General features: G+C 49.5%; 18 protein-coding genes, 17 tRNA genes and 1 rRNA gene (1 of these 36 only partly in view). 6 read left to right on the top strand and 30 right to left on the bottom strand.

Going from position 1 to position 21,730, the window contains the following annotated elements; translation table 11 throughout:
- Positions 1 to 190: 190 nt before the first annotated feature.
- From PAECUDRAFT_RS10215 to PAECUDRAFT_RS25230, 7 genes are all read right to left on the bottom strand, one after another.
- A complete protein-coding gene (locus PAECUDRAFT_RS10215; protein ID WP_006038041.1) occupies positions 191 to 1,423 on the bottom strand; it encodes a lytic polysaccharide monooxygenase in 1,233 nt (410 codons plus the stop codon).
- A 406-nt stretch (positions 1,424 to 1,829) separates the two neighbouring features.
- Positions 1,830 to 2,234 carry a VOC family protein gene (locus tag PAECUDRAFT_RS10220; protein ID WP_006038042.1) on the bottom strand — a complete coding sequence of 135 codons (405 nt, stop codon included), beginning with the start codon at positions 2,232 to 2,234 and terminating at the stop codon, positions 1,830 to 1,832.
- A gap of 145 nt (positions 2,235 to 2,379) precedes the next feature.
- Positions 2,380 to 2,679, bottom strand: a complete 300-nt coding sequence (locus PAECUDRAFT_RS10225; protein ID WP_006038043.1) for a hypothetical protein — start codon at positions 2,677 to 2,679, stop codon at positions 2,380 to 2,382.
- A gap of 106 nt (positions 2,680 to 2,785) precedes the next feature.
- Entirely contained in the window at positions 2,786 to 3,745 is a 960-nt protein-coding gene (locus PAECUDRAFT_RS10230) for a FecCD family ABC transporter permease (RefSeq protein ID WP_050794334.1), read from the bottom strand.
- Positions 3,746 to 3,792: 47 nt separating this feature from the next.
- The gene (locus tag PAECUDRAFT_RS10235) at positions 3,793 to 4,800 is read right to left on the bottom strand and encodes a FecCD family ABC transporter permease (RefSeq protein ID WP_006038045.1); all 1,008 of its coding nucleotides are present in this window, start codon (positions 4,798 to 4,800) and stop codon (positions 3,793 to 3,795) included.
- 109 nt (positions 4,801 to 4,909) lie between these two features.
- Positions 4,910 to 5,872, bottom strand: coding sequence for an iron-hydroxamate ABC transporter substrate-binding protein (locus tag PAECUDRAFT_RS10240; RefSeq protein ID WP_006038046.1), 963 nt, complete (start codon positions 5,870 to 5,872; stop codon positions 4,910 to 4,912).
- Positions 5,873 to 6,130: 258 nt separating this feature from the next.
- Positions 6,131 to 7,906, bottom strand: a complete 1,776-nt coding sequence (locus PAECUDRAFT_RS25230) for a family 43 glycosylhydrolase (RefSeq protein ID WP_456090121.1) — start codon at positions 7,904 to 7,906, stop codon at positions 6,131 to 6,133.
- Between PAECUDRAFT_RS25230 and PAECUDRAFT_RS26815 the strand changes: the two genes are divergently transcribed.
- Positions 7,827 to 7,988, top strand: coding sequence for a hypothetical protein (locus PAECUDRAFT_RS26815; protein ID WP_456090122.1), 162 nt, complete (start codon positions 7,827 to 7,829; stop codon positions 7,986 to 7,988). The two genes, PAECUDRAFT_RS25230 and PAECUDRAFT_RS26815, sit on opposite strands and share 80 nt — an antisense overlap.
- A 377-nt stretch (positions 7,989 to 8,365) precedes the next feature.
- Complete coding sequence (locus tag PAECUDRAFT_RS10250; protein ID WP_006038048.1) at positions 8,366 to 10,474, top strand: hypothetical protein; 2,109 nt, start codon at positions 8,366 to 8,368, stop codon at positions 10,472 to 10,474.
- Between the two features lie 129 nt (positions 10,475 to 10,603).
- Here the strand turns inward: PAECUDRAFT_RS10250 and PAECUDRAFT_RS26700 are convergent, their stop codons facing one another.
- Entirely contained in the window at positions 10,604 to 10,903 is a 300-nt protein-coding gene (locus PAECUDRAFT_RS26700; RefSeq protein ID WP_006038049.1) for a WG repeat-containing protein, read from the bottom strand.
- 155 nt (positions 10,904 to 11,058) lie between these two features.
- Here PAECUDRAFT_RS26700 and PAECUDRAFT_RS10260 point away from each other — a divergent pair, with 155 nt between their 5' ends.
- Both PAECUDRAFT_RS10260 and PAECUDRAFT_RS10265 read left to right on the top strand, forming a co-directional pair.
- Positions 11,059 to 11,712 (top strand): TetR/AcrR family transcriptional regulator, encoded by a 654-nt coding sequence (locus PAECUDRAFT_RS10260; protein ID WP_006038050.1) that lies wholly within the window; start codon positions 11,059 to 11,061, stop codon positions 11,710 to 11,712.
- A 74-nt stretch (positions 11,713 to 11,786) separates the two neighbouring features.
- Entirely contained in the window at positions 11,787 to 12,383 is a 597-nt protein-coding gene (locus PAECUDRAFT_RS10265) for an NAD(P)H-dependent oxidoreductase (RefSeq protein ID WP_040712125.1), read from the top strand.
- Between the two features lie 87 nt (positions 12,384 to 12,470).
- On the opposite strand, the gene PAECUDRAFT_RS10270 is transcribed toward PAECUDRAFT_RS10265, so the two are convergent.
- The 4 genes from PAECUDRAFT_RS10270 to PAECUDRAFT_RS25885 all read right to left on the bottom strand — a co-directional run bounded on the left by PAECUDRAFT_RS10270 (position 12,471) and on the right by PAECUDRAFT_RS25885 (position 14,774).
- Complete coding sequence (locus tag PAECUDRAFT_RS10270) at positions 12,471 to 13,688, bottom strand: DUF4153 domain-containing protein (RefSeq protein WP_040712237.1); 1,218 nt, start codon at positions 13,686 to 13,688, stop codon at positions 12,471 to 12,473.
- Positions 13,689 to 13,726: 38 nt separating this feature from the next.
- A complete protein-coding gene (locus PAECUDRAFT_RS10275; RefSeq protein ID WP_006038053.1) occupies positions 13,727 to 13,939 on the bottom strand; it encodes a helix-turn-helix domain-containing protein in 213 nt (70 codons plus the stop codon).
- Between the two features lie 10 nt (positions 13,940 to 13,949).
- Entirely contained in the window at positions 13,950 to 14,426 is a 477-nt protein-coding gene (locus tag PAECUDRAFT_RS10280; protein ID WP_006038054.1) for a DUF2975 domain-containing protein, read from the bottom strand.
- Between the two features lie 204 nt (positions 14,427 to 14,630).
- On the bottom strand, positions 14,631 to 14,774 hold the full coding sequence (locus tag PAECUDRAFT_RS25885) for a hypothetical protein (RefSeq protein ID WP_158306243.1): 144 nt from the start codon (positions 14,772 to 14,774) through the stop codon (positions 14,631 to 14,633).
- A 278-nt stretch (positions 14,775 to 15,052) separates the two neighbouring features.
- On the opposite strand from PAECUDRAFT_RS25885, the gene PAECUDRAFT_RS10285 reads away from it, so the two are divergent.
- Both PAECUDRAFT_RS10285 and PAECUDRAFT_RS24595 read left to right on the top strand, forming a co-directional pair.
- On the top strand, positions 15,053 to 15,565 hold the full coding sequence (locus tag PAECUDRAFT_RS10285) for a discoidin domain-containing protein (RefSeq protein WP_006038055.1): 513 nt from the start codon (positions 15,053 to 15,055) through the stop codon (positions 15,563 to 15,565).
- A 213-nt stretch (positions 15,566 to 15,778) separates the two neighbouring features.
- On the top strand, positions 15,779 to 17,170 hold the full coding sequence (locus PAECUDRAFT_RS24595) for a stalk domain-containing protein (protein ID WP_050794316.1): 1,392 nt from the start codon (positions 15,779 to 15,781) through the stop codon (positions 17,168 to 17,170).
- Positions 17,171 to 17,508: 338 nt separating this feature from the next.
- On the opposite strand, the gene PAECUDRAFT_RS10295 is transcribed toward PAECUDRAFT_RS24595, so the two are convergent.
- From PAECUDRAFT_RS10295 to PAECUDRAFT_RS10380, 18 genes are all read right to left on the bottom strand, one after another.
- Positions 17,509 to 17,582 (bottom strand) — tRNA-Pro (locus tag PAECUDRAFT_RS10295).
- A gap of 4 nt (positions 17,583 to 17,586) precedes the next feature.
- Positions 17,587 to 17,663: transfer RNA gene (locus PAECUDRAFT_RS10300), tRNA-Arg, on the bottom strand.
- A 10-nt stretch (positions 17,664 to 17,673) separates the two neighbouring features.
- A tRNA-Gly gene (locus PAECUDRAFT_RS10305) sits at positions 17,674 to 17,748 on the bottom strand.
- 5 nt (positions 17,749 to 17,753) lie between these two features.
- Positions 17,754 to 17,840, bottom strand: a tRNA-Leu gene (locus PAECUDRAFT_RS10310).
- A gap of 9 nt (positions 17,841 to 17,849) precedes the next feature.
- Positions 17,850 to 17,935: transfer RNA gene (locus PAECUDRAFT_RS10315), tRNA-Leu, on the bottom strand.
- 15 nt (positions 17,936 to 17,950) lie between these two features.
- Positions 17,951 to 18,023, bottom strand: a tRNA-Lys gene (locus PAECUDRAFT_RS10320).
- 15 nt (positions 18,024 to 18,038) lie between these two features.
- A tRNA-Tyr gene (locus PAECUDRAFT_RS10325) sits at positions 18,039 to 18,123 on the bottom strand.
- An 8-nt stretch (positions 18,124 to 18,131) separates the two neighbouring features.
- Positions 18,132 to 18,207, bottom strand: a tRNA-Thr gene (locus tag PAECUDRAFT_RS10330).
- Between the two features lie 18 nt (positions 18,208 to 18,225).
- Positions 18,226 to 18,301, bottom strand: a tRNA-Phe gene (locus PAECUDRAFT_RS10335).
- A 17-nt stretch (positions 18,302 to 18,318) separates the two neighbouring features.
- Positions 18,319 to 18,395 (bottom strand) — tRNA-Asp (locus PAECUDRAFT_RS10340).
- Positions 18,396 to 18,429: 34 nt separating this feature from the next.
- Positions 18,430 to 18,506, bottom strand: a tRNA-Met gene (locus PAECUDRAFT_RS10345).
- Positions 18,507 to 18,520: 14 nt separating this feature from the next.
- Positions 18,521 to 18,596, bottom strand: a tRNA-Val gene (locus PAECUDRAFT_RS10350).
- Between the two features lie 3 nt (positions 18,597 to 18,599).
- Positions 18,600 to 18,674 (bottom strand) — tRNA-Glu (locus PAECUDRAFT_RS10355).
- Between the two features lie 9 nt (positions 18,675 to 18,683).
- A tRNA-Ser gene (locus PAECUDRAFT_RS10360) sits at positions 18,684 to 18,774 on the bottom strand.
- Between the two features lie 5 nt (positions 18,775 to 18,779).
- Positions 18,780 to 18,855 (bottom strand) — tRNA-Asn (locus PAECUDRAFT_RS10365).
- Positions 18,856 to 18,870: 15 nt separating this feature from the next.
- Positions 18,871 to 18,946: transfer RNA gene (locus PAECUDRAFT_RS10370), tRNA-Ala, on the bottom strand.
- Between the two features lie 9 nt (positions 18,947 to 18,955).
- Positions 18,956 to 19,032 (bottom strand) — tRNA-Ile (locus tag PAECUDRAFT_RS10375).
- Between the two features lie 103 nt (positions 19,033 to 19,135).
- Positions 19,136 to 21,730 (bottom strand): 23S ribosomal RNA (locus tag PAECUDRAFT_RS10380); it runs 336 nt beyond the window's last position.

Genomic DNA, 21,730 nt, shown 5'->3' on the forward strand with positions numbered 1-21,730 from the left:
CCAATAAAGGCTCCTGAGTCCGTTAGAATTAATTCCGCGCGCGATTGCCCCCAATAACGGCTGTACGGTCCGTTAGCCACTCCCCATAAGAAACCGCGCCTTCGGCCCCCACGTGAACCCATCTGCTTCTACAAATCAAAAAAGGGTGCCCCAAGCTTCCGCTTCGGGGACACCCTTCTTTGCAGCTAAACTAGCTAATCAGCTTCCATACCCCTGCCTGACCCGGCGTTTCACCTTTGGTCCACCATTGCGCCTGATAAGTGTGTCCCTCGTACGTTACCTTGTCGCCGCCATTGTAGGCCTTGCCCGAGCTCCAAGCCTGAACGCTGCTTGCCGCGGCCGCTTTCCAGACGTCGGAAATATCCGGCCGATCGCCTTGCGTCCACCAGCCCGCCGTATACTCGACGCCATTATAAATCACCTTGTCGCCGGCCAAATAGACCTTCGCGCTATCCCACGTCGTGTCCGTGCCCGGCGGCGTCGTTGTCGCAGCTAAAGTGCTTGCCGTTACCGACGCGCTCGCCGAGCGGTTTCCGGCGTTATCCACCGCCGCCATCGTATATGTGTAGGTCGTATTCGCTGGCAAGCCGCTATCGGTATACGTCGTTTGCGTCGTCGTTCCGATCACCGTGCCGTTCCGGCTTACTTCATAGTTTTTGATGCCTGCCGAAGCGGTCGATGCTTTCCAGGACAACGTTATGCTGTTTTCCGTATGCCCTGAGCATAGCGCATCTGCCGGAACGGTCGGGAGCACAGGCGGGTTCGGCGGCGGCGTCGTGCCGCTGCCTTGCGTCAGGTTCACATCGATTACTTGATAGAAGGCGTTCCCCGTATCGGCAATTTCCCACACGCTGAGAATCAGGAAGTACCCCGTTCGATCCGTCGGCACGTTGCACTTATGCGTCACCGTCATGCTAGGCTGCTTGTTGCCGCCGTCAACCGTACAGAATGGCGTTGATTCCAATTGGGCGCGCGTAAGCGGCTTATTCGGGTCCCAGCCAACCTTCGTGATGTAATACTTCCATTCCTTCGTCGCATGATTCGCGGTGAATTTCCATGTGAAATTGTTCTCGCCGCCCTTCAAGTCGACCTTCTTCCAACGGTCGGCTGTCTGCACGTCCAACTCCGGATACTTGCCGACTCCCGCGATCTGTCCGTCCGCCGGACCGGATGCCGGGAAGCCCCCTTTGCCTTCCACGCTTTGCGGCTCGTACTGAATCGCTCCGCAATCCTTGTTGACCCCTTGCTGGCACAGGACCGTCCGGCTGGCCGGCGAGTCGATATAGCCATGGGCCGATGCTTTGCCAGCGAACGCTAACAAACAAAATAGCGCAAACAGCGTGACACCAAACATTGCGACCAGCTTGAACGGACGGGCGCGTGGCGCCAGCCTGTCCCACATCGGTTGCTGCATCATCATCATTTCGATTCCCCTCGCTTTAGCGTAATAACGTTCTTTCCCGAGCATACTCAACCGCTAACCATGCAGCCAGATTCCAAAGGCCCGGGGGACAATTCTCTGCTCGCCGGCCCCCTGCGGTCGCCCGTTACCGAACAGCCAGCCTCAAGCGTGACCACAGTCGTACGAATTGCTCTCCATGAGCCAAATTTCATCCATAACTGTCAATGTACCGTGAATTCTACCCTGTCCCTGTTTTCGTGCAAAATAGGCTCGAATCATCTGTTGGCGACCGTAGGTTATGCTCCCGTATGCCTACCGAATCGGCCGTTTGCTCCCATGGTCCGTGCCTGAAGCATGACCAAATATCCCCTGCGCCGAACGGCGAGGGGATACTATTCTCTTAGCTTTTGATGAACCGGAAGCTTCACTAGAAGTTACTCGGATTTGCCGCAAATATCGAATGGATATTCCCCTCTGGATCAGCGAAAAATGCGGTCGTATGCCCCCATGATTTGACCGTTGGTTCGGTAATTGCAGCGGCGCCCTTCTCAATCCAATCCCCGAGCAGCCGATAAACTTCCTCTGGAGAATCACACTCAAAGTTAAGCTCGAAGGCTTGCCCCTTGCGCTCTTCGATAAAGGAGTAATGCTGGTTCGTATTGTCGGCCATCAGCGGTTTGGAGCAAATCGCCAGCCGAATTCCCTCATTCACGAATTCCACGTAATCGTCCTCTTCGACCACAGTCTTGAACCCAATCACATCGCGATAAAAGCTGGCCAAAGCAGCTACATCATTAGCTAATAAAGTGATGCCCTCTAATTGAACCTTCACGCTTCATCCCCCCCTGTAGGAACATTTGTTCCCTTTAAAATATTACCATAAATTCACTATACCTGTCATTACCTTCGCCTTTGCCTAACAAAAAAAGACTGGGCCACCACCGTTAAACGATGCCCGCCCAGCCTTATCTGAAACTCTAATTTTCCCCAATGTCATGCTGTCCGACAATGAGCTTCACCGGCTCTAGAAATACGCGAGTGACTGCCGGTTGTGCGATCAAATCAATCTCAATATCCGTGACTTTATAACGGGTAATTTTGCCCTCCCGTTTATCATAGACCACACTGAATTCCCTCAATCCTAATTCATGCAAACGGACGGAAGAGCCCACTGACAAAGCGGCCGTCTCGTACTCCCCATGCTCGAATAACACTTCCGATATAATCTCATCTTCCATATCGACGATCTTGACCTGCTGGCAGAACTGGTAATGCATTCATGAATCTCTCCTTCCATTCCTAGATGTCGACGAATCTGCACGCATCGTTTCGTGCCATTCTTCTCTATTATCGAATGATTGGAGCTGCCTGTACAGAGCGCAATTACTTTTTCAACAGCAAATACAGAAAATATGGCCCACCGATAAGCGCAACCATGATGCCCGCCGGGATACCAGCCGGGTCGATCAGATTGCGGCCGATCGTATCGGCGAACAAGAGCAGCCAGCCCCCCATAAGGATCGCAATAGGGACATAATACTGGTGGCGGCGCCCGACAATCGCTTTGGCAATATGCGGCGCCATTAAGCCAACGAACGCGATGCCCCCCGTGACGGCTACCGCGGCGGCGGCGATCGCAACGGCCATCCCGAGCAGCAGCACCCGGCTCCGGTTAATGGAAACCCCCGCCCCGATGGCAACGGCTTCGTCCATCGCCAGCAGGTTTAGCACGTTCGACTTATACAGCGTGATCGGCAGCAGTATGACAAGCCACGGCAGCAACGCCCATACGAACGGCCAATCCGCTCCCCATATATTGCCCGCCAGCCACTGCGCGATAAAATCGACCTTCTTATAATCGGTGGAGGAAATCAACACTATCATCAAACCAGATAGGGCAAGAGCGAAGCCAATTCCGACCAGCACCAGCTTTTCAGGCTGCAGTCCTGTTTTTCTGGAATAAGAGAACAAGTAGATAAGAGCAACCGTCACTATCGCTCCTAAGAATGCAACAATCGGCAGCATATAAGCAAACGACTTCGGATCGAGCGGCGCATAAAGAAAAAATACGGATATTGCCACGCCAGCACCCGAATTGATGCCAATAATGCCGGGATCGGCCAAGTCATTTCGCGTTATGCCTTGCAGAATCGCACCGGAGAGCGCCAGCGCCATGCCCGCCAGCAGCGTCACGGCGATACGCGGCAGCCGGATGGAGAACAAAACGAGATTTTCCTTCATCGTACCGTAGCCGAACAACGTTTGAAACAGCCGATTGATGGATAAAGCCCCTGAGCCTACGCTCATGCCGACGATAATCGTCGCTGCAATAAGCAGCAGCATCGCGATGAAGACAACCGCCCACTTTCGAGATCTCGCGTTCAAGCTTATCACAGTGCTTTCACCCCTTTACGCACAACGAACAGGAAGAACGGAAGGCCGAGTATTGCCATAATCGCCACAACCGGCGTCTCGAACGGCGCATGGATCGTTCGCCCGAGCGTGTCCGCCATCAGCATAAACGCCGCTCCCCATATCGCAGACATCGGAATAACCACACGATAATCGGTGCCGAACATTGCCCTCACGATATGAGGAATCATCATCCCGATAAACGCCATCTTTCCAACTAGCGCAACGGCCGCCCCCGTCAGCAAAATAATCATGATATAAAGTATCGTTTTGACATAAGCCGTGCGGATGCCCAAGCCTACGGCGGATTCCTCGTTCAAGCTTAAAATCGTGAGCGATTTGGACATCGCCATTACAACGACGATCGCAGCGACAACGATTGGGCTAATGGCCTGCACCTGTGCCCATGTCGTGCCGATCAACCCTCCCGATGTCCACATCGTGACGTTCTTGGACGTCTTGGACAGGAGGCTTATGCCATCCGATGCAGCATACAGAAACGCAGAAACCGCCGAGCCGGCCAACACAATCCGGTAAGGAGAAAGGCCGCCCTTCTTCAACGAGCCAATGCCGATGACCAAAAACATGCCAAGTGCAGCCCCAACGAAGCAAACGACCATGATGCCGACATAATTCATCGCCGGCAGCACGGCAAAAGCCAGTGCGAGCGATGCATTCGCTCCAGCTGTCAGCCCGAGAAGACCGGGGTCTGCCAGCGGATTGCGCGTCAGTCCTTGCATGATTGCGCCCGCTACCGCCAGCGCGGCGCCAACGAGCACAGCCGCTACTTCACGCGGGTAGCGAATCTCTTGCAGCGTCGCGATTTTATCGTCGTCGCCGCCTTGGTACGTGAGTATCTGCCATAGCTCGTGCAAGGACACATCCTTCGCGCCAAGCAGCATAGCGAGCCCGAACATAGCTACGAGCGTCGTTAAGCTTATGCCAATTTTGAAAGCAAATCGATTGGGCTTCCGAGTGCTGCTCATTCCAGCTTCCTCCTTCAGGGTTATAACAGGCAAGAAGAAGACCGAGGCAGCCTCAAGTCTATCTGAGACAACTCGGCCTTCTTCACCAGCCTGTGCGTTGCGCTAACGCTTATTTCAAGAAACCTTCTTTGAAGATGTTCAGCAAATATTCGAGTGTCGTCGGATCGCTGTAGGAAGCAGCCTCTGTGTCAATCTCGATGACGTGGTTATTTTTTACGGCCGGAATTTTCGACCAACTGTCTGACTTCATGAACGAGTTGTCTCCCGTAGCGCTTCTGCTGATGACGAGATAGTCACCAGCGTAGTCGCTGAGCACTTCGTTCGAAAGCGTGTAGTAGCCCGGCCCAAGCGCGTCCTTCTTCACCTTCTCCGGCATGTTCAGCCCCATTGCCTGATACAGGATCTCGGTTCCGCGCGCCCAGTTATTGCCGAATACGTAGAAGCTCTTCGAGTCCGTCTCGAATACTGAAACGGTTGCGTTATCGCCGATCTTCGCTTTAATTTCTTTGCCCGCTTCTGCAGCGCGCTTCGTGAAATCGTCAATCCAAGCTTGCGCTTCCTTCTCCTTGTTCAGCAGCTTGCCAATCTCGAGCTGCTGTGCCAGGTAGTCCAGCTTGCCCCACGTATACACGACTGTAGGAGCGATCTCTTTGAATTTATCCAGATTTTTGTTATGCGTGCCAGCGATGATCAGGTCCGGCTCCAGCTCGATGATTTTCTCAAGACTGTCCTCGGATACAACCTCTACCCCCGCCAGCTTATCTTTAAAATGCGGGCTCTTGTTCGTCCACTCGTCTACGCCGACAATCGTTCCGCCCAGCGAAAGCACGTTTGGCGCGTTCGTCAAAGCGACAATACGCTTCGGATCAGCAGGCACTTCTACTGGTCCAAGCTCGGATTGGTAAGTAATCGTGCCTGTTTTTGCTGGCGCTTCGGTCGAAGTCGACTCGCTCGTGCTCGCAGCCGTACTGTCAGTCGTGGTAGCCGTCTTATTGTCCTCGTTTTTAGCTCCGCAAGCGCTAATGAAGACGCACATCAGAATGATTAATGGAAGAAGCAGCTTTTTGCTCATTTATATTCTCCTTTTAATTGAGATTGATTATCATAATCACAAGTAGCATCATATCTCGATATGAAAAGGATGTCAACACAATAAATGCATTTTTATGCGGAGCAATGAAAGGTTTATTGATATTTCTCTTGTCGGCCATTAATTTTCAAGCTTATTACCCGTCTAATCGATAAAAACATAGATGCATTCAATTTATTATTCCGATACTTTTATAGAAAAATAAAAAAAGCCCGCTTTGTAAGCGAGCTTTTCTCCAAGTTACGGAACCGATGAAATGATAATGCGGGTCACATTCGCTCCCCCCATGCCTCCACTCACTCGGATCACGTTATTCGTTCCTACGTTTAAATCGATAATCCGGCTGACCTTGCCGGTAAACGTGCTCCAACCGCCTGTGCCAGGCAAGGTCAGCGAATAGCCATTCCCGGTCGGGTCGCCGCTGGCGTTCACCTTGAAGGTGGTTTGGCTATCTGCCGAAGCATAAATCACGGTAAGCAGCTTCTGGCCGCCTGTACCGCCATTGACACCCGAAATCTCGAAGTAGGAGCCTGGAATATGCATATTTTCAATACTACCGTTCCCCGATTTGGTCGCCCCTCCCCCAACGGTTACATTGCTTCCACTCATTGGATACTCAATCGGCGTTGTTGGAGTCGTTTGCGGGACTAACGATACGGTGACACGGGATATGTTCGCTCCGCCCATGCCGCCGCTCAGCTTAATGATGTTATTCGTACCCGGGTTCAAATCGATTAAGCTATTAGCTCGGCCCGTATAATTACCCCAGCCTCCCGTACCCGGAAGCGAAAGGAAATAACCGTCTCCGGCCGTATCGCCGCTGGCATCTACCTTAAAGGCCGCTCCGCTATCGCCGGAAGCATACTGCACGGTAAGAAGCGCCTTGCCGCCTGCACCGCCGTTGATGCCGTTCAACTGGATATAAGAGCCTTGGGTATGCATATTCTCGATAATATTGGAAGCGGATCGGGTTGCCCCTCCCCCGAAGGTTACATTGCTTGCATTCATGGCGTACTCCGTTTTTTGCGTGTACGCATTAAAATTCTCGTTAATCAGGTCGTAATATTTGACTTCGGTCGCCGTCGAACGCGGCCCAACTGCCGGAACGCCCTCGGATGTCTGCACAACCTTTTGAATCGTGCCATCTGCATTGAAGGTTAAGCGATCCACGCAGACGGAGCGCAGCGTGCCGTTGGACGAGATTTTGGCATTATGATAAAACATATACCACTCGCCCTTATACTGTACGATTGAGCCGTGCGTCGTTTCGCTTCCCACTACCGGGTCGAGAATGACGCCACGGTTTACCCATGGTCCGAGCGGACTGCTGCTGGTCGCGTACCGCATCCGGTTGCCGCCGGGATTATTGTCCGCATACATCAGGTAGTACGTGCTGCCGCGCTTGAATACCCAAGTCGCCTCGTGGAAATCCTCCAGCTCGGTAAACTGCTTAAGCGGCCCGTCCGTCGACGTCATGTTCGCCGCCAGCTTGACCCCGTAGCTTTTGCCCCCGCCGCCGGCATAAAGATAATACGTTCCGTCGTCATCGCGGAACACGCTCGGATCGATCAGATTGCTGCCGGGAAGCCCTTGAATATATCCCTGAACAGTAAAGTCCGAAGCCGGCTTATTGCTCGTCGCTACGCCAATTTTCCAAGTATCATTCCAATTCGTTCCGCTCGGATGCGGGAAATAGAAGTAGTAGGTCCCGTCCTTGTACGCAGCGTCAGGCGCCCACATGAAGCCGCCCTCCGGCCGTCCCCATGGCACGTCGTCGGCACTTAAAATCTCGCCTTCATCGACCCAGTCCACCATGTTGTCCGTTGAGAAAACGTGATACTTATCCATTAAGTCACTGCCTCTGGAAGGAAAAATATCATGCGAGGGATACACATACAGCCTGCCGTCATTCCACACATGCGCGGAAGGGTCAGCTGTGAAGATGCTTGTAAAAATGGGGTTGCCAGAAGTAGTCACAGGCTCTGCAGCCGAAGAAGAAGAAGATGTAAAACCCATAAAGACCGATAACAGCATTGTTCCTGATAAGAAAAGGCTTATAAGCCTTTTGTTCATAAACCATTACCTCCTCATTACATGAATTTAGGCCAAATTCATACCATTCAGACTGCTTAAAACCAGCCAGCACAAGATGATTGGATGATCACCCCTCGGTATTCGTAATGGGAAAAATGTAAATATAAGGGCCGATACTAGCTTAGCTTACCGCATATGCAGCCCTTTATGAAGTGAGGCAATGTTAAACTTTCCGATGCTATTCTTGGCTTAAAGGAGATGTGGGGTCATGATGACCCAAACGTTGGCATGCGTTAACAAAGAAATTACTACGCATCATTGATTATTTATTATCACCAAATATAGTTTTTGTAATTTCTAAGTACTTATTTCACGCCTCTCTATAAAGATAATATTTTCCAATCCGATAAAATAAACATCTATTTAATAAGGAGAAGATATATGAAGATCAAGATTGTCTTACTGATGCTCAGCCTTCTACTCATGACCTCAGGATTTAGCTCATTAGCATCTGCAACCGGCACTCAACAAACTGTGCAGGGCATGCAGGGAACCACGCCCCCAACTGGAACAGTAATTACAGGGACGTCATTTCCGGGTACTCCCGCTTCAAATACTATTGATGGTAATTTGTTAAGTTACTGGAGCCCGGGAAATAGCGATGGAATATTAGAACTCACCTTTCCCTCGCCAGTATCCTTATCAGGTGTACAGATTGCTGCGTTTGCATCCCCATCCTCGGATGAAAACTTTACTCTCTATGGATTAAAGCAGGGAGAATGGACGCAAATTAACACCACTGTTTCACGTCACGTTGAATGGAACTCCTCATTCCAGCCTACAATTTTGGAACCTATTGCGGTTTCACCAGACTCTTACGATGGCATCCGGGTTGAAGTAGCTACTAACTCCGGCTCGTGGGCATCAATTTCAGAAATTACGCTTACAACTGCAGAAATATGTAATGACATGAACGGATTTAAGTTCCCTACAGGGACGACTATTTCTGGGGTATCGTATAGCTCACATACATCTAATTTGGCACTAGATTGTGACCTAACAACTTATTGGAATTCCGGTACCAATACGGGGCAAGTCGAACTACTTTTCCCATATCCAATATCAATGAATGCCATTCAAATTGCTGCTCATGCTTATCCGAAAGAAACAGTAAAATACAAAATTTATGGATTAAAACAAGGCGTTTGGTTGCAAATTAGTAGTGCTATCATTTTGGCAGCTCTGCAAGATAACACCACTAACCCCACCCAAGTGAAACCGATTTCCGTTAATCAAGATGAGTACAGTGGCATTCGAATTCAGGAAAATGGCAGCATATCTTGGTCTGCAATAAATGAAATCACTTACTATCCTAATTATAAAAATGGAGATGCATTCGTTAACATCATTCCACAAATGAGTAGTGATACTTTACCTAATGGACGGGTCGAGACTAGCAGTGCACTATCACAATCTTATCTCGGCTATCAAGCTTTTAATCAAGTGAATGATCTTTACGGTTGGGTAGCCACTACTAAGCAAAACGAATGGATATCTTATCAATTCAGCAACCCAAAGGTTATTAATGGTTATTCCATTGGGCCAGTAAATGATTCTGTAGGACCTGCGAGATCGCCCAAGAACTGGGAGTTCCAAGCCTTTGATGGGTCTAGCTGGATCACACTAGATAGTAAACAGAACATCACCGATTGGCAGCCAGGGCAACCAAAATACTTCACCCTTACAAATACTGAATACTACAATAAATATAGAGTACTCATTAATGGGAATAATGGAGATACTTATTTATCAATCGGTGAAATTCAAATGTCTGAATCACAAGCGCGTCCATCTTATAACTCTCCGCTGAACTTGATTGCAAAACAAAATGGTCAAAACGCATCACTTAGTTGGGCCACGGCAGTTAACGCAACAGGCTATAACGTCTACCTAAATGGTGTGAAAGTGAACAACACACCAATATCAGGTAACAGCTCTAACTTTACCGGATTAATCAATGGTGTAACTTACACTTTGGGTGTCTCCGCTGTTTTTCCGAATCTGGAATCAGCAGTAACTGTGATAAAGCACACCCAAACCGGTCCAAGCCAGAGCATAGTTCCAAAAATGCAGAGCAATACTTCACCAGAAGGGCTAGTGGAATACAGCAGTATTGTAAATAGCTATACTAACGGGTACTACGCATTCGACCAGGTCGACAATGATTACGGGTGGGCACCTAATGGAACTAGCAACCAGTGGCTCTCCTATCAACCAACTACTCCAAAAACAATAACAAAGTATACGATTCGCACAATTAATCATACTGACGGTCCCAAAAGAGCTCCGAAAGACTGGATTCTTGAAGGGTTTAATGGTACAACCTGGGTGACTCTGGATACTCGTAACGGAGTTTCAGATTGGGTTCAAAATGAAACAAAATTGTTTACTATCTCAACCCCAAGTTCTTATAGTAAATATAGGTTATATGTGCTATCTAATAACGGAAACCTGTATCTTCACGTAGGCGAACTAGAATTAATAGAGTAAATTGATCTTAATTTTCTAGTATCAGTAACTTGTTCATTCAAATTAAAATGCCGTGCCTATTAAATACAGGCACGGCATTTAGTCTTTTCAAAAGCCTCTATCTTACAATCACGAAAACTGCATTCAGCATCAATGACTCGGCTTCCAAACGTACTCGCCTTGCCTATTAATGTAACCAAACGGCAGATTATAAACTTGGTCCAGCGTAGGTTCCCCAATTGTTACCTGGGCCAAACCACCCTCGAAAGGCATAGCAAACCTAAATTGCGGCTTTATTATTATTTTACCTTTTCTATTAATAAAACCCCATCGTGCATCCTCTCCATTGCCAAACTTAGCCGGCGCCAAGCCCTTATTAAAGTTATCTACATCCTCATATTTAGCTTCAATGACGAATGCACATGTCTTATTAATACGAAGACGATACAATAGTTCTCCAAATTAAAACACCTTCAAGTGAGCGTAAACATGTCGATAGATATGGTTACAAGCTTGCAGGTGTTTTTTTTGATAGTGTTTACCGTTTTCCATCATGCCCGCCGTAACGTATACTATTCCTATAAATCAAACCAAGGTGTGATAACATGTCCCCCCGTACAAAAAAACAGAACGAGATCATTCGTGAGCAGCGCAAGCAAGAGATTCTGCAGGCAGCTATCCACGTTTATGTATCAAAAGGCTACGCGGCCACGACCTTGAGCGACGTTGCCAATCAGGCTGGTCTTGCACATGGGCTTGCCTATTATTACTTTAAAAATAAAAGACAGCTCTTCCGTGAGCTATACGAATACATGATGGACCAATCTCTCCGCTATACGACGGCTTATTTCGAACAAGATATGCCGGTGCTTGAGCAATTCAAAAATTACGCCACAATCATCTGCGAGCGCGTCATCAAGGATCCCCAGACCCAGCGCTTTTATATGCGAATCAGTCTCGATCTGCATCATCTCTATGAGCCCGGAGAATTGTCGCCCTTCGATTGGATGAAGAGCTTCATTCAGCCAATGGCGCAAGCCATCGACCGAGGCATTCATGAAGGCGTCATCCGTCAAGGAGACGCTAACCTAATGGCTATGCAATTCTGGGGAGCCCTCTCCCAAGGAATGCATTATTTTGATCAGCTGCTTCAGGAGCTTGCTGCTCGAGAACTAACGGAAACGGAAACGAACCGTGTAATGAGTGAAAAATTCAGCCAGATTGCCGAATCGGCTATTTCGTTCTTCAAGCCGGATTAATGGTTTCACACTTTATGGTTGACTGTGAACTCAATCAAAAATATACTGAGCACAAGGAGTGTGATTATTTACCAATGAAAATACTGGTTATTGCAGCTCACCCGACAATCGAACAATCGCGTTTAAATAAACGCTGGTTGGCGGAATTGCATGGGTCCCCCGATCAAATTACCGTTCAGGAATTGTATAAGGCCTATCCCGATTTTGCAATCAACGCAGAGACTGAACAAGATCTGATCGCGCAGCATGACCGTCTTGTTTTGCAGTTTCCCATCCAGTGGTACAGCACGCCTGCTTTGCTTAAGCAATGGCTCGATGATGTGTTCACGACAGTCTGGCTGTTTGGAGCCGGCGGGAAAGCTGTTGCAGGAAAAGAGTTCATTCTTGCCATGTCGATTGGAGGCGATGAGTCCTCCTACCAGTCGGGTGGCTTGGTTGGTTACACCATTAGCGAATTAGTACGTCCCCTTCAAGCCTTCGCCAATCAGATTGGCATGACTTTTCTTCCGCATTATAAATTTTACGGCGCCGCCAAGGCGACAGATGAACAAATCGACGATAGCGCCCGACGTTATTTGAGCCACATTACCTCTCCTGACCTGAACCCGCTGATCGTTCGAAAACGCATGCTAGACGAAATGATGAAGTTGTCAGGCACAAATCCCCTATAACTTCCGAAGACGATCGTACTCTTGCACGGAACAAAAGGGCCCGCAGCGCCTTTCTCCTGCGAGCCCTTCCCTACAATCCGCTGACAGTCAAAAAACAAGCGGGAAAACAACCGTCACAATTGCTGCCCAAAGCCCGTAGATCGGCAAATACTTCGTAACGGCGTCTTGGACGGCGGAAGGCCCCATTTTACCCCGTAGAAACGGCATATACGCGCGCATAATCCAAATCAGATTGGCCCAGATTAGCAGGTTTATGCCCAGAACGGCAAGCCTGTTAGGTGTAATTCCATAAGATGATAACCGGAACACAATAGCGGATAGAGCCACCGTGTCAATGATAAGCGCGAGAACGATCAAGGCCAAATTAATATAATCGGACATGCTTTTCCTCTCATCTGTTCCGCTCTCGGTAATCGAGAAGATGGTGACGGCCAGCACGCTAAGCAATATGCCGTTGAAGGACAGAAGAAAGTCGCGATCCAGGAACGGGCTTTTTCCGACCCATACGATCGTGATCAAATAAGCCGCCAATGTTGCCAGTACGAGCGGGCTGAAAATCTTAGCGATATACGGCGCTATGCTTTTTGCGAGCTTCAGGTTTTTCGTCACCAGATAGGCTGCTACAATCGCGAGCGCGGCAGCGCCGAATACGACGACGTTGCTGAAATAAAATTCCGATATATTCATGCCCGCGAATGTAAACAGCCGCATCGTGAGCAACGTTAGCAGCATTCCGCTAATGGCAATAATGGCGTAAAGGATGCCGAACTCTCCATTGAATTTAAGATATGCCAATCTTACACGGCCTACACCATGTTCGTTGCCTGTAAACGCAAGGCCTACGGCCACCCACAGGAGAACGGGAAGATGGAGATAAACCAGAATAATACTATCGGTATATTCGAGCGGCAGCATATTCAAGTAAACCGCAAACAATAAGAATACCGCTCCAAGCGTATAAAGAACTTTCTTATTCGAAGGGTTCCGATATACGAAGTAAGCAGCCATAAACGGCAGGACACCAAACACAAGGTTAATCGGGGAGATTGTATTCTGATCGATAAAATAAAATAGAATTCGCGTACAAATCCCAGCCAGAATCGCCAGTATTCCCATGACCAGGAAACCCTTTTGGAACAAGGCCGTCTCCTGGGTACGCACCGATGTCTCCTTGAAAAATAACCGCTCCTGCCAAACAGCAAGAACCTGCGAATCCGGATGCTGCTCCCATGCATAGGCGAAGGCTCGCTTGAAAACGTCGGGCTCTCTTCTAAACAGGCTCTCCAGCTCATGGGGATTCGCCATATTTGCAACAATCGGGTTGTTTGTCTGAACGTCCACCGCTACTCCTCCTCCGCCCTGTACTCTAAAATATCGCCCGGCTGGCAATCCAACGCTTTGCAAATCGCCTCTAACGTGGAGAACCGAATCGCTTTGGCCTTCCCATTCTTCAATATGGAGAGGTTCGCCATCGTGATGCCCACCCGCTCCGTAAGCTCCGTCACGCTCATCTTCCGCTTTGCCAACATCACGTCAATATTAATAATGATCGCCATGTCATTCACCTCAAACCGTTAAGTCATTCTCTGATTTGATATCGATGGCATTTTTCAGCAGCTTTTGAAGAACGGCAGCAAACACTGCAATAACGATCGAGGCAACCGGAATGACCATGCCGAACAGAATGAGCCCCGGGGCATCATCCTCATCCGCAATGAGAAACAGGAACGGCAGGCATGCCGCATGTAAGAGGCTGATTGCAATTGCACAGTATTTGATTTTCTTAAGCGCCTCTACCGACAGCTCGGAGAACGCCTCGTTCTTATCAATATAGCCCAACAGCTTAAATGCCTGATACAAAGCAATGTAAAACGGAATCGCTGCCGCGTACATCGCAATTACTATGGGATATACCCAGTGATCGGGGAATGCCTCTATTGCATCCTTCGCGATTACAGGCACTCCGAATATGGATAAAGCAAGCACTGCTAGCCCAATTAGAAACACCGCCGCCTTCAAAATCAATGTTGAACCTCGTTCCATCAACTGCACCCCTCTTTGGTATTGTCAGCTTGAGAGTACCACAAGATTTATCGTTTTACAATATATTTCGATTGTTATGCGATGTGTTCTTCACACTGACATACGCTTTTCGCAGCTTGAGTTTTGCCAATGATCTGTCCGAGAGGTGCAGCATTGTCATTTGCTGGATTGTCATTTGTGGTATTTTGAAGTAGGGACCATTATTCACAATTGGATCACATACCCCGCTACCAGAATCGCGCCTCCAGAAGCGGCAGTCGTCCAAAAGTGGTAATCGCCTATCGGCTTGCACCTTTGCCCCGCCTCGGCTTCATCAGCCAACAGCGCCATTTCGTCCATCCGCTGCATCGCAATTCACTCGTGGGATTATGCTGCATGGAGGTGTATGCCTTCCGTTTTACATCGATCAACATCAGTAAAATCGCACATATTTATCCTGATAAATGACATCGTCTTCGGCAAAAGCCCTATGGTACGATTCTACTCGTACATAACAAATGCTAGTGAATCAGGGGGTGATAGATTCCGCAAGATCAGGAACGCAGCAGCAGGATTAGCTCGCAGCCGCAAGTTGAATCTCATGCTTTTGTATTCTTATTTTCCATATCCTAAGGAGGTCTATCACAATGACTCGTACGCAATCTATGAAGAAAAAGCTCTCGATGGTTCTCATGTCCGCTATGCTGCTCGCTACTGCGCAGCTGTCGATCACTCTCAAGGAAGCGTCCGCTTCTGGCAATCTGGCACTTGGCCACTATGTATGGGCTAGCAGCGGCTCGTATCCGGCTGCAGCGGTGGACGGCGTCCATTACTCCTCGAACTTCTGGCAGCCGAACTATGGCCAGACGGGCTGGATTACGGTCGACCTTGGCAGCGTACAAGCAGTCAATCAGATCGTTATCAAAGCGCCAACGTACGGCTACTGGGTTCAGTCGGCGTCCATCCTTACCAGCAATTCGGCAGATGACAACACCTTCACAGCCCAAACGCCAGCTACCACCTACGGCTATTATTCCGCCAACAATTATACGAATACCATCAATCTGCCGAGCACCGTCAACACGCGCTACGTTAGAGTGCAAGTGGCCAATGTAAGCACTGCTACGGCCATTAGCGAGCTTGAAGTGTACGGGCCATAGCTGTGTCTAACAGGTAAACCTGCTCCTTACGTTGCGTTAGGAGCAATAGAAATGCCATATAGGAGGGGGCGGCCGTTCAGCTGCCCCTTTTTTACATATTAAGCTGCCTTCCTCTTATCCATGCCAATTCATTCTTTAGGTATTTTTTACTATATTAACCCTGCCCCATGCCCTATAATTGGAACCAAACTATTAAGAACACAACCAGTAGGGATGGTGAGCATTATTTTACACAAATTGAAATTTACAATTAGCGGCTTATTAGTTGCTGGACTGTTATTGAGCAGTACATCTTTGCAGGGTGAATCGAATGCTGCTGCACAAGCAGGACCGATACAGGTATTGGTGAATGAAAAACCGGTCACAATGCCCGTAGCTCCTAAGGTACGCGATGGTGTCACGCTTGTTCCTTTTCGAGCACTGTTTGAAGCGTTAGGGTTCAACGTTTCCTTTCATCCGGAAAATCAGACGATAACCGGTGTAAGCAGTACAGTAAATCTAACGCTTCAGATCGGCAGTAAGACAGCACAGGTTAATGGCCAACAGCAACCATTACTGGCTGCGCCTGCATTGGAAAATGAGAACACGCTTGTGCCACTGCGCTTCGTCGCCGAATCAACAGGCCGAAACGTTATGATGGTAGGCAGTACGATTTATATCCGTAACCGTTCATACCTATACAACTTCAGTAACTTCAAAGACCGTAATGATCTCCCTAACTTCACCAATGGCAATCAGTTGGCAGATTATGTTGGGGAGGATGTGCTTGGAAACGTCTATTTCTATTGGAAGGTTCGCAGTGGAAACCAAGATAAACTTTTCGTTTCGATTCTGAACAACGAGCGACAATGGACAATTCGCCAACGTCTAGTCACGACCATTGAACATTGGGACAATGCATACATGTTTGATTGGGTACAAGGAAATGTGTATCTGACAAGAGATACCGCCGGGCTGCGTTATTTCGAGTTAAATCCCGATGGAACCATCCGCCAAGACCGCTATTTAGATCAACAAGCCGTAGCTGATCCGTCCAAAGTATATGAAACGACTGCACCTGTCTATTTGCCAGACGGGAACAGAGGTATTCTCTATCAAAAGGATGGGAAAGCACTCGTCTACAAATTCAACGATCTTGATCACCCAATTGTGATTCCGAAGAGACTCACGAATGCACAGCTATGGGTGCTGGATGAAGCTCAGGGGACGCTACTAAATATATTTAATCGCGAGATTAACGTCTACGACCTGAAAGGCAACCCTGTGTACAATAAGGATGGTAAAAAAATAAAGCTCATGGTCAATGTGCCTAAAGACGGTAAAGTTTCGCATATCGTTTATCGGGGCGGAAAGATCTATTACGCATTCCAGATTAATTTCCATCATATCGATATCGTTAGCGCTCAAATAACCACGGAACGGCAAGCGACATATACGACAGCTTCATTAAAGCAAGAATATGAGTATTACATGGCCCTCACCGTTGCTAACAACTCAAAGTCTTGGGCAGATATTGTTGGTGACCAACTGCATATTTATTGCAATATGTACTACGGAGGCGATACAGCCATGGAGATCGACGTTATGGAGATGGACCCTGCGTAGCCGCTATTCTTCTCCTAAACCACAAGAGGTTGTGACAGCCATGCTTCAGGCATCCGTCACAACCTCTTATTTTATCTAGCGACTGGCCATTCATATGTGGCGCGACATCTCGCTCGCTTGAGGACATCTTCGGTTGGGAGTTGGATATGGGCGAGCATTCGCAGCATTTCTTCGTAGAAAATTAGGAATGTAAGCCAATGTTTAGACAACGAAAAAGACCGGATAGACACCATAGCGGTGTTTATCCGGCCCTTTATGATAATGCTGTATAAAGAGAAGAGCCACGCGGCTCCAACTCAATGAGGTCATTCCTAAGGAATGAATAAAGGTTTTTCAAATCGGGATGACACGATTCGAACATGCGACCCCCTGGTCCCAAACCAGGTGCTCTACCAAGCTGAGCTACATCCCGTAAATGGCGTGCCCTGAGAGATTCGAACTCCCGACCTTTTGATTCGTAGTCAAACGCTCTATCCAGCTGAGCTAAGGGCACCAATTAATTATGGAGCGGAAGACGGGAATCGAACCCGCGACCCTCGCCTTGGCAAGGCGATGCTCTACCGCTGAGCCACTTCCGCATAGATGGTGCGGTCAAGAGGACTTGAACCTCCACGGCTGTTACACCACTAGAACCTGAATCTAGCGCGTCTGCCAATTCCGCCATGACCGCGAAATAATATGGTGCGGTTGAGAGGACTCGAACCTCCACGAGCGTACGCCCACTACCCCCTCAAGATAGCGTGTCTGCCATTCCACCACAACCGCATATGAAATTAAAAGTGAGCCATGTAGGACTCGAACCTACGACACCCTGATTAAAAGTCAGGTGCTCTACCAACTGAGCTAATGGCTCTTGCTATAAAAAAAATGGTGGAGGATGATGGATTCGAACCACCGAACTCAGAGAGAGCAGATTTACAGTCTGCCGTGTTTAGCCACTTCACTAATCCTCCATAAAACATGGTGCCGGCGATAGGAGTCGAACCCACGACCTACTGATTACAAGTCAGTTGCTCTACCAACTGAGCTACACCGGCATATTAAATTTTCAAAAATGGTGGCTCGGGACGGAATCGAACCGCCGACACGAGGATTTTCAGTCCTCTGCTCTACCAACTGAGCTACCGAGCCTAATTGCTGAATAATTATGGCGGAGCCGACGGGATTCGAACCCGCGGTCTCCTGCGTGACAGGCAGGCATGTTAGGCCTCTACACCACGGCTCCACACGATTACTTCGGCAGCAATCCGAAGCTGATTTGGTTGCGGGGGCAGGATTTGAACCTGCGGCCTTCGGGTTATGAGCCCGACGAGCTACCGAGCTGCTCCACCCCGCGTCATTATTAAATTATGGTGGAGGCTGACGGGATCGAACCGCCGACCCTCTGCTTGTAAGGCAGATGCTCTCCCAGCTGAGCTAAGCCTCCGTATGGTGACCCGTAGGGGATTCGAACCCCTGTTACCTCCGTGAAAGGGAGGTGTCTTAACCCCTTGACCAACGGGCCTAACTAATATGGCAGAGAGGAAGGGATTCGAACCCTCGAGACCCGGTTAGAGCCTACACGATTTCCAATCGTGCTCCTTCGACCACTCGGACACCTCTCTATATCTGGCTCCCCGAACAGGACTCGAACCTGTGACAACTCGATTAACAGTCGAGTGCTCTACCAACTGAGCTATCAGGGAACAGTATGAAGTGATTGGTGGAGCCAAGCGGGATCGAACCGCTGACCTCCTGCTTGCAAGGCAGGCGCTCTCCCAGCTGAGCTATGGCCCCGTACAAATATGGTTGGCCTTAGTGGACTCGAACCACCGACCTCACCCTTATCAGGGGTGCGCTCTAACCAGCTGAGCTAAAGGCCAATAAAAAAACCACATTGCTGTGGTAATGATTTCTTACTTAAAATCACACCTTCAAAACTGGATACGAATGCTGTAGTTATACAATTTAGCTGGTAAAAACGCTTAGGATAAGCCCTCGACCTATTAGTACTCGTCAGCTGCACGCATTGCTGCGCTTCCACCTCGAGCCTATCAACCTGGTCGTCTTCCAGGGGTCTTACATACTGGGAAATCTCATCTTGAGGGGGGCTTCGCGCTTAGATGCTTTCAGCGCTTATCCCGTCCGCACTTGGCTACCCAGCGATGCTCCTGGCGGAACAACTGGTACACCAGCGGTGCGTCCATCCCGGTCCTCTCGTACTAAGGACAGCTCCTCTCAAATTTCCTACGCCCACGACAGATAGGGACCGAACTGTCTCACGACGTTCTGAACCCAGCTCGCGTACCGCTTTAATGGGCGAACAGCCCAACCCTTGGGACCTACTTCAGCCCCAGGATGCGATGAGCCGACATCGAGGTGCCAAACCTCCCCGTCGATGTGGACTCTTGGGGGAGATAAGCCTGTTATCCCCAGGGTAGCTTTTATCCGTTGAGCGATGGCCCTTCCATTCGGTACCACCGGATCACTAAGCCCGACTTTCGTCCCTGCTCGACTTGTTGGTCTCGCAGTCAAGCTCCCTTATGCCTTTGCACTCTCCGAATGATTTCCAACCATTCTGAGGGAACCTTTGGGCGCCTCCGTTACATTTTAGGAGGCGACCGCCCCAGTCAAACTGCCCACCTGACACGGTCCCCCTACCGGCTTCACGGTAGCGGGTTAGAACTCCGATACGATCAGGGTGGTATCCCAACGGCGCCTCCACCCAAGCTGGCGCTCAGGCTTCCTAGGCTCCCACCTATCCTGTACAGATCGTACCAAAGTCCAATATCAAGCTGCAGTAAAGCTCCATGGGGTCTTTCCGTCTTGTCGCGGGTAACCTGCATCTTCACAGGTATTAAAATTTCACCGGATCTCTCGTTGAGACAGCGCCCAAGTCGTTACGCCATTCGTGCGGGTCAGAATTTACCTGACAAGGAATTTCGCTACCTTAGGACCGTTATAGTTACGGCCGCCGTTTACTGGGGCTTCGGTTCATAGCTTCGCCTTGCGGCTAACCACTCCCCTTAACCTTCCAGCACCGGGCAGGCGTCAGCCCGTATACTTCGCCTTACGGCTTCGCACAGACCTGTGTTTTTGCTAAACAGTCGCTTGGGCCTTTTCACTGCGGCCCCCTCGGGCTATTCACCCTACCGAGGCACCCCTTCTCCCGAAGTTACGGGGTCATTTTGCCGAGTTCCTTAACGAGAGTTCTTCCGCGCGCCTTAGCATGCTCTGCTCGCCTACCTGTGTCGGTTTGCGGTACGGGCACCTTCACCTGGCTAGAAGCTTTTCTTGGCAGCGGGAACACATGACCTTCGGTACTATAATTTTCCCTCCCCATCACAGCCCAGCCTTACGATGTGCGGATTTGCCTACACATCAGCCTCACTGCTTGGACGGACTATTCCATCAGTCCGCGTCACTATCCTTCTGCGTCACTCCATTGCTCATAACGGTTTACGGTGGTACAGGAATATCAACCTGTTGTCCTTCGACTACGCCTTTCGGCCTCGCCTTAGGTCCCGACTTACCCTGAGCGGACGAGCCTTCCTCAGGAACCCTTAGGCTTTCGGCGGACAAGATTCTCACTTGTCTTTTCGTTACTCATACCGGCATTCTCACTTGAATGCAGTCCACCAGTCCTTCCGGTCTGACTTCAACCCGCATTCAACGCTCCCCTACCCAAGTACCTACTGGTACATGCCATAGCTTCGGTGGTGTGTTTAGCCCCGTTACATTTTCGGCGCAGAGTCACTCGACCAGTGAGCTATTACGCACTCTTTAAATGGTGGCTGCTTCTAAGCCAACATCCTGGTTGTCTGTGCAACTCCACATCCTTTCCCACTTAACACACACTTGGGGACCTTAGCTGATGATCTGGGCTGTTTCCCTCTTGACAATGGATCTTAGCACTCACTGTCTGACTCCCGAGGAGCACGTACATGGCATTCGGAGTTTGACTGGACTTGGTAACCCTTGGCGGGCCCCGCACCCAATCAGTGCTCTACCTCCATGACGCTCATTCTCGAGGCTAGCCCTAAAGCTATTTCGGGGAGAACCAGCTATCTCCGAGTTCGATTGGAATTTCTCCGCTACCCCCACCTCATCCCCGCACTTTTCAACGTGCGTGGGTTCGGGCCTCCAGTGCGTGTTACCGCACCTTCACCCTGGACAGGGGTAGATCACACGGTTTCGGGTCTACGACCACGTACTTATTCGCCCTATTCAGACTCGCTTTCGCTGCGGCTCCGTCTTCCCGACTTAACCTTGCACGTGAACGTAACTCGCCGGTTCATTCTACAAAAGGCACGCCATCACCCATAGAGAGGGCTCTGACTTTTTGTAAGCGCACGGTTTCAGGTTCTATTTCACTCCCCTTCCGGGGTGCTTTTCACCTTTCCCTCACGGTACTGCTTCGCTATCGGTCACTAGGGAGTATTTAGCCTTGGCAGATGGTCCTGCCGGATTCCGACGGGGTTTCACGTGTCCCGCCGTACTCAGGATCCGTCTCGGAGGGTGCTGACTTTTGGTTACAGGGCTTTTACCTCTTCTAGCGGGCCTTTCCAGACCTCTTCGCCT

The sequence above is a fragment of the Paenibacillus curdlanolyticus YK9 genome, assembly GCF_000179615.1.
In the GTDB taxonomy this organism is placed as follows: domain Bacteria; phylum Bacillota; class Bacilli; order Paenibacillales; family Paenibacillaceae; genus Paenibacillus_T; species Paenibacillus_T curdlanolyticus.

Coding starts and splice junctions, on each gene's coding strand:
- PAECUDRAFT_RS10230 (WP_050794334.1), bottom strand. CDS start 3,745: ATGCTGCTGCTTATTGCAGCGACGATTATCGTCGGCATGAGCGTAGGC.
- PAECUDRAFT_RS25230 (WP_456090121.1), bottom strand. CDS start 7,906: ATGGGTTTTACATCTTCTTCTTCTTCGGCTGCAGAGCCTGTGACTACT.
- PAECUDRAFT_RS10280 (WP_006038054.1), bottom strand. CDS start 14,426: ATGGAACGAGGTTCAACATTGATTTTGAAGGCGGCGGTGTTTCTAATT.
- PAECUDRAFT_RS10250 (WP_006038048.1), top strand. CDS start 8,366: ATGAAGATCAAGATTGTCTTACTGATGCTCAGCCTTCTACTCATGACC.
- PAECUDRAFT_RS10235 (WP_006038045.1), bottom strand. CDS start 4,800: ATGAGCAGCACTCGGAAGCCCAATCGATTTGCTTTCAAAATTGGCATA.
- PAECUDRAFT_RS10285 (WP_006038055.1), top strand. CDS start 15,053: ATGACTCGTACGCAATCTATGAAGAAAAAGCTCTCGATGGTTCTCATG.
- PAECUDRAFT_RS10215 (WP_006038041.1), bottom strand. CDS start 1,423: ATGATGATGATGCAGCAACCGATGTGGGACAGGCTGGCGCCACGCGCC.
- PAECUDRAFT_RS24595 (WP_050794316.1), top strand. CDS start 15,779: ATGGTGAGCATTATTTTACACAAATTGAAATTTACAATTAGCGGCTTA.
- PAECUDRAFT_RS10275 (WP_006038053.1), bottom strand. CDS start 13,939: ATGGCGATCATTATTAATATTGACGTGATGTTGGCAAAGCGGAAGATG.
- PAECUDRAFT_RS10260 (WP_006038050.1), top strand. CDS start 11,059: ATGTCCCCCCGTACAAAAAAACAGAACGAGATCATTCGTGAGCAGCGC.
- PAECUDRAFT_RS10225 (WP_006038043.1), bottom strand. CDS start 2,679: ATGCATTACCAGTTCTGCCAGCAGGTCAAGATCGTCGATATGGAAGAT.
- PAECUDRAFT_RS10265 (WP_040712125.1), top strand. CDS start 11,787: ATGAAAATACTGGTTATTGCAGCTCACCCGACAATCGAACAATCGCGT.
- PAECUDRAFT_RS25885 (WP_158306243.1), bottom strand. CDS start 14,774: ATGCAGCGGATGGACGAAATGGCGCTGTTGGCTGATGAAGCCGAGGCG.
- PAECUDRAFT_RS10270 (WP_040712237.1), bottom strand. CDS start 13,688: ATGGCGAATCCCCATGAGCTGGAGAGCCTGTTTAGAAGAGAGCCCGAC.
- PAECUDRAFT_RS10240 (WP_006038046.1), bottom strand. CDS start 5,872: ATGAGCAAAAAGCTGCTTCTTCCATTAATCATTCTGATGTGCGTCTTC.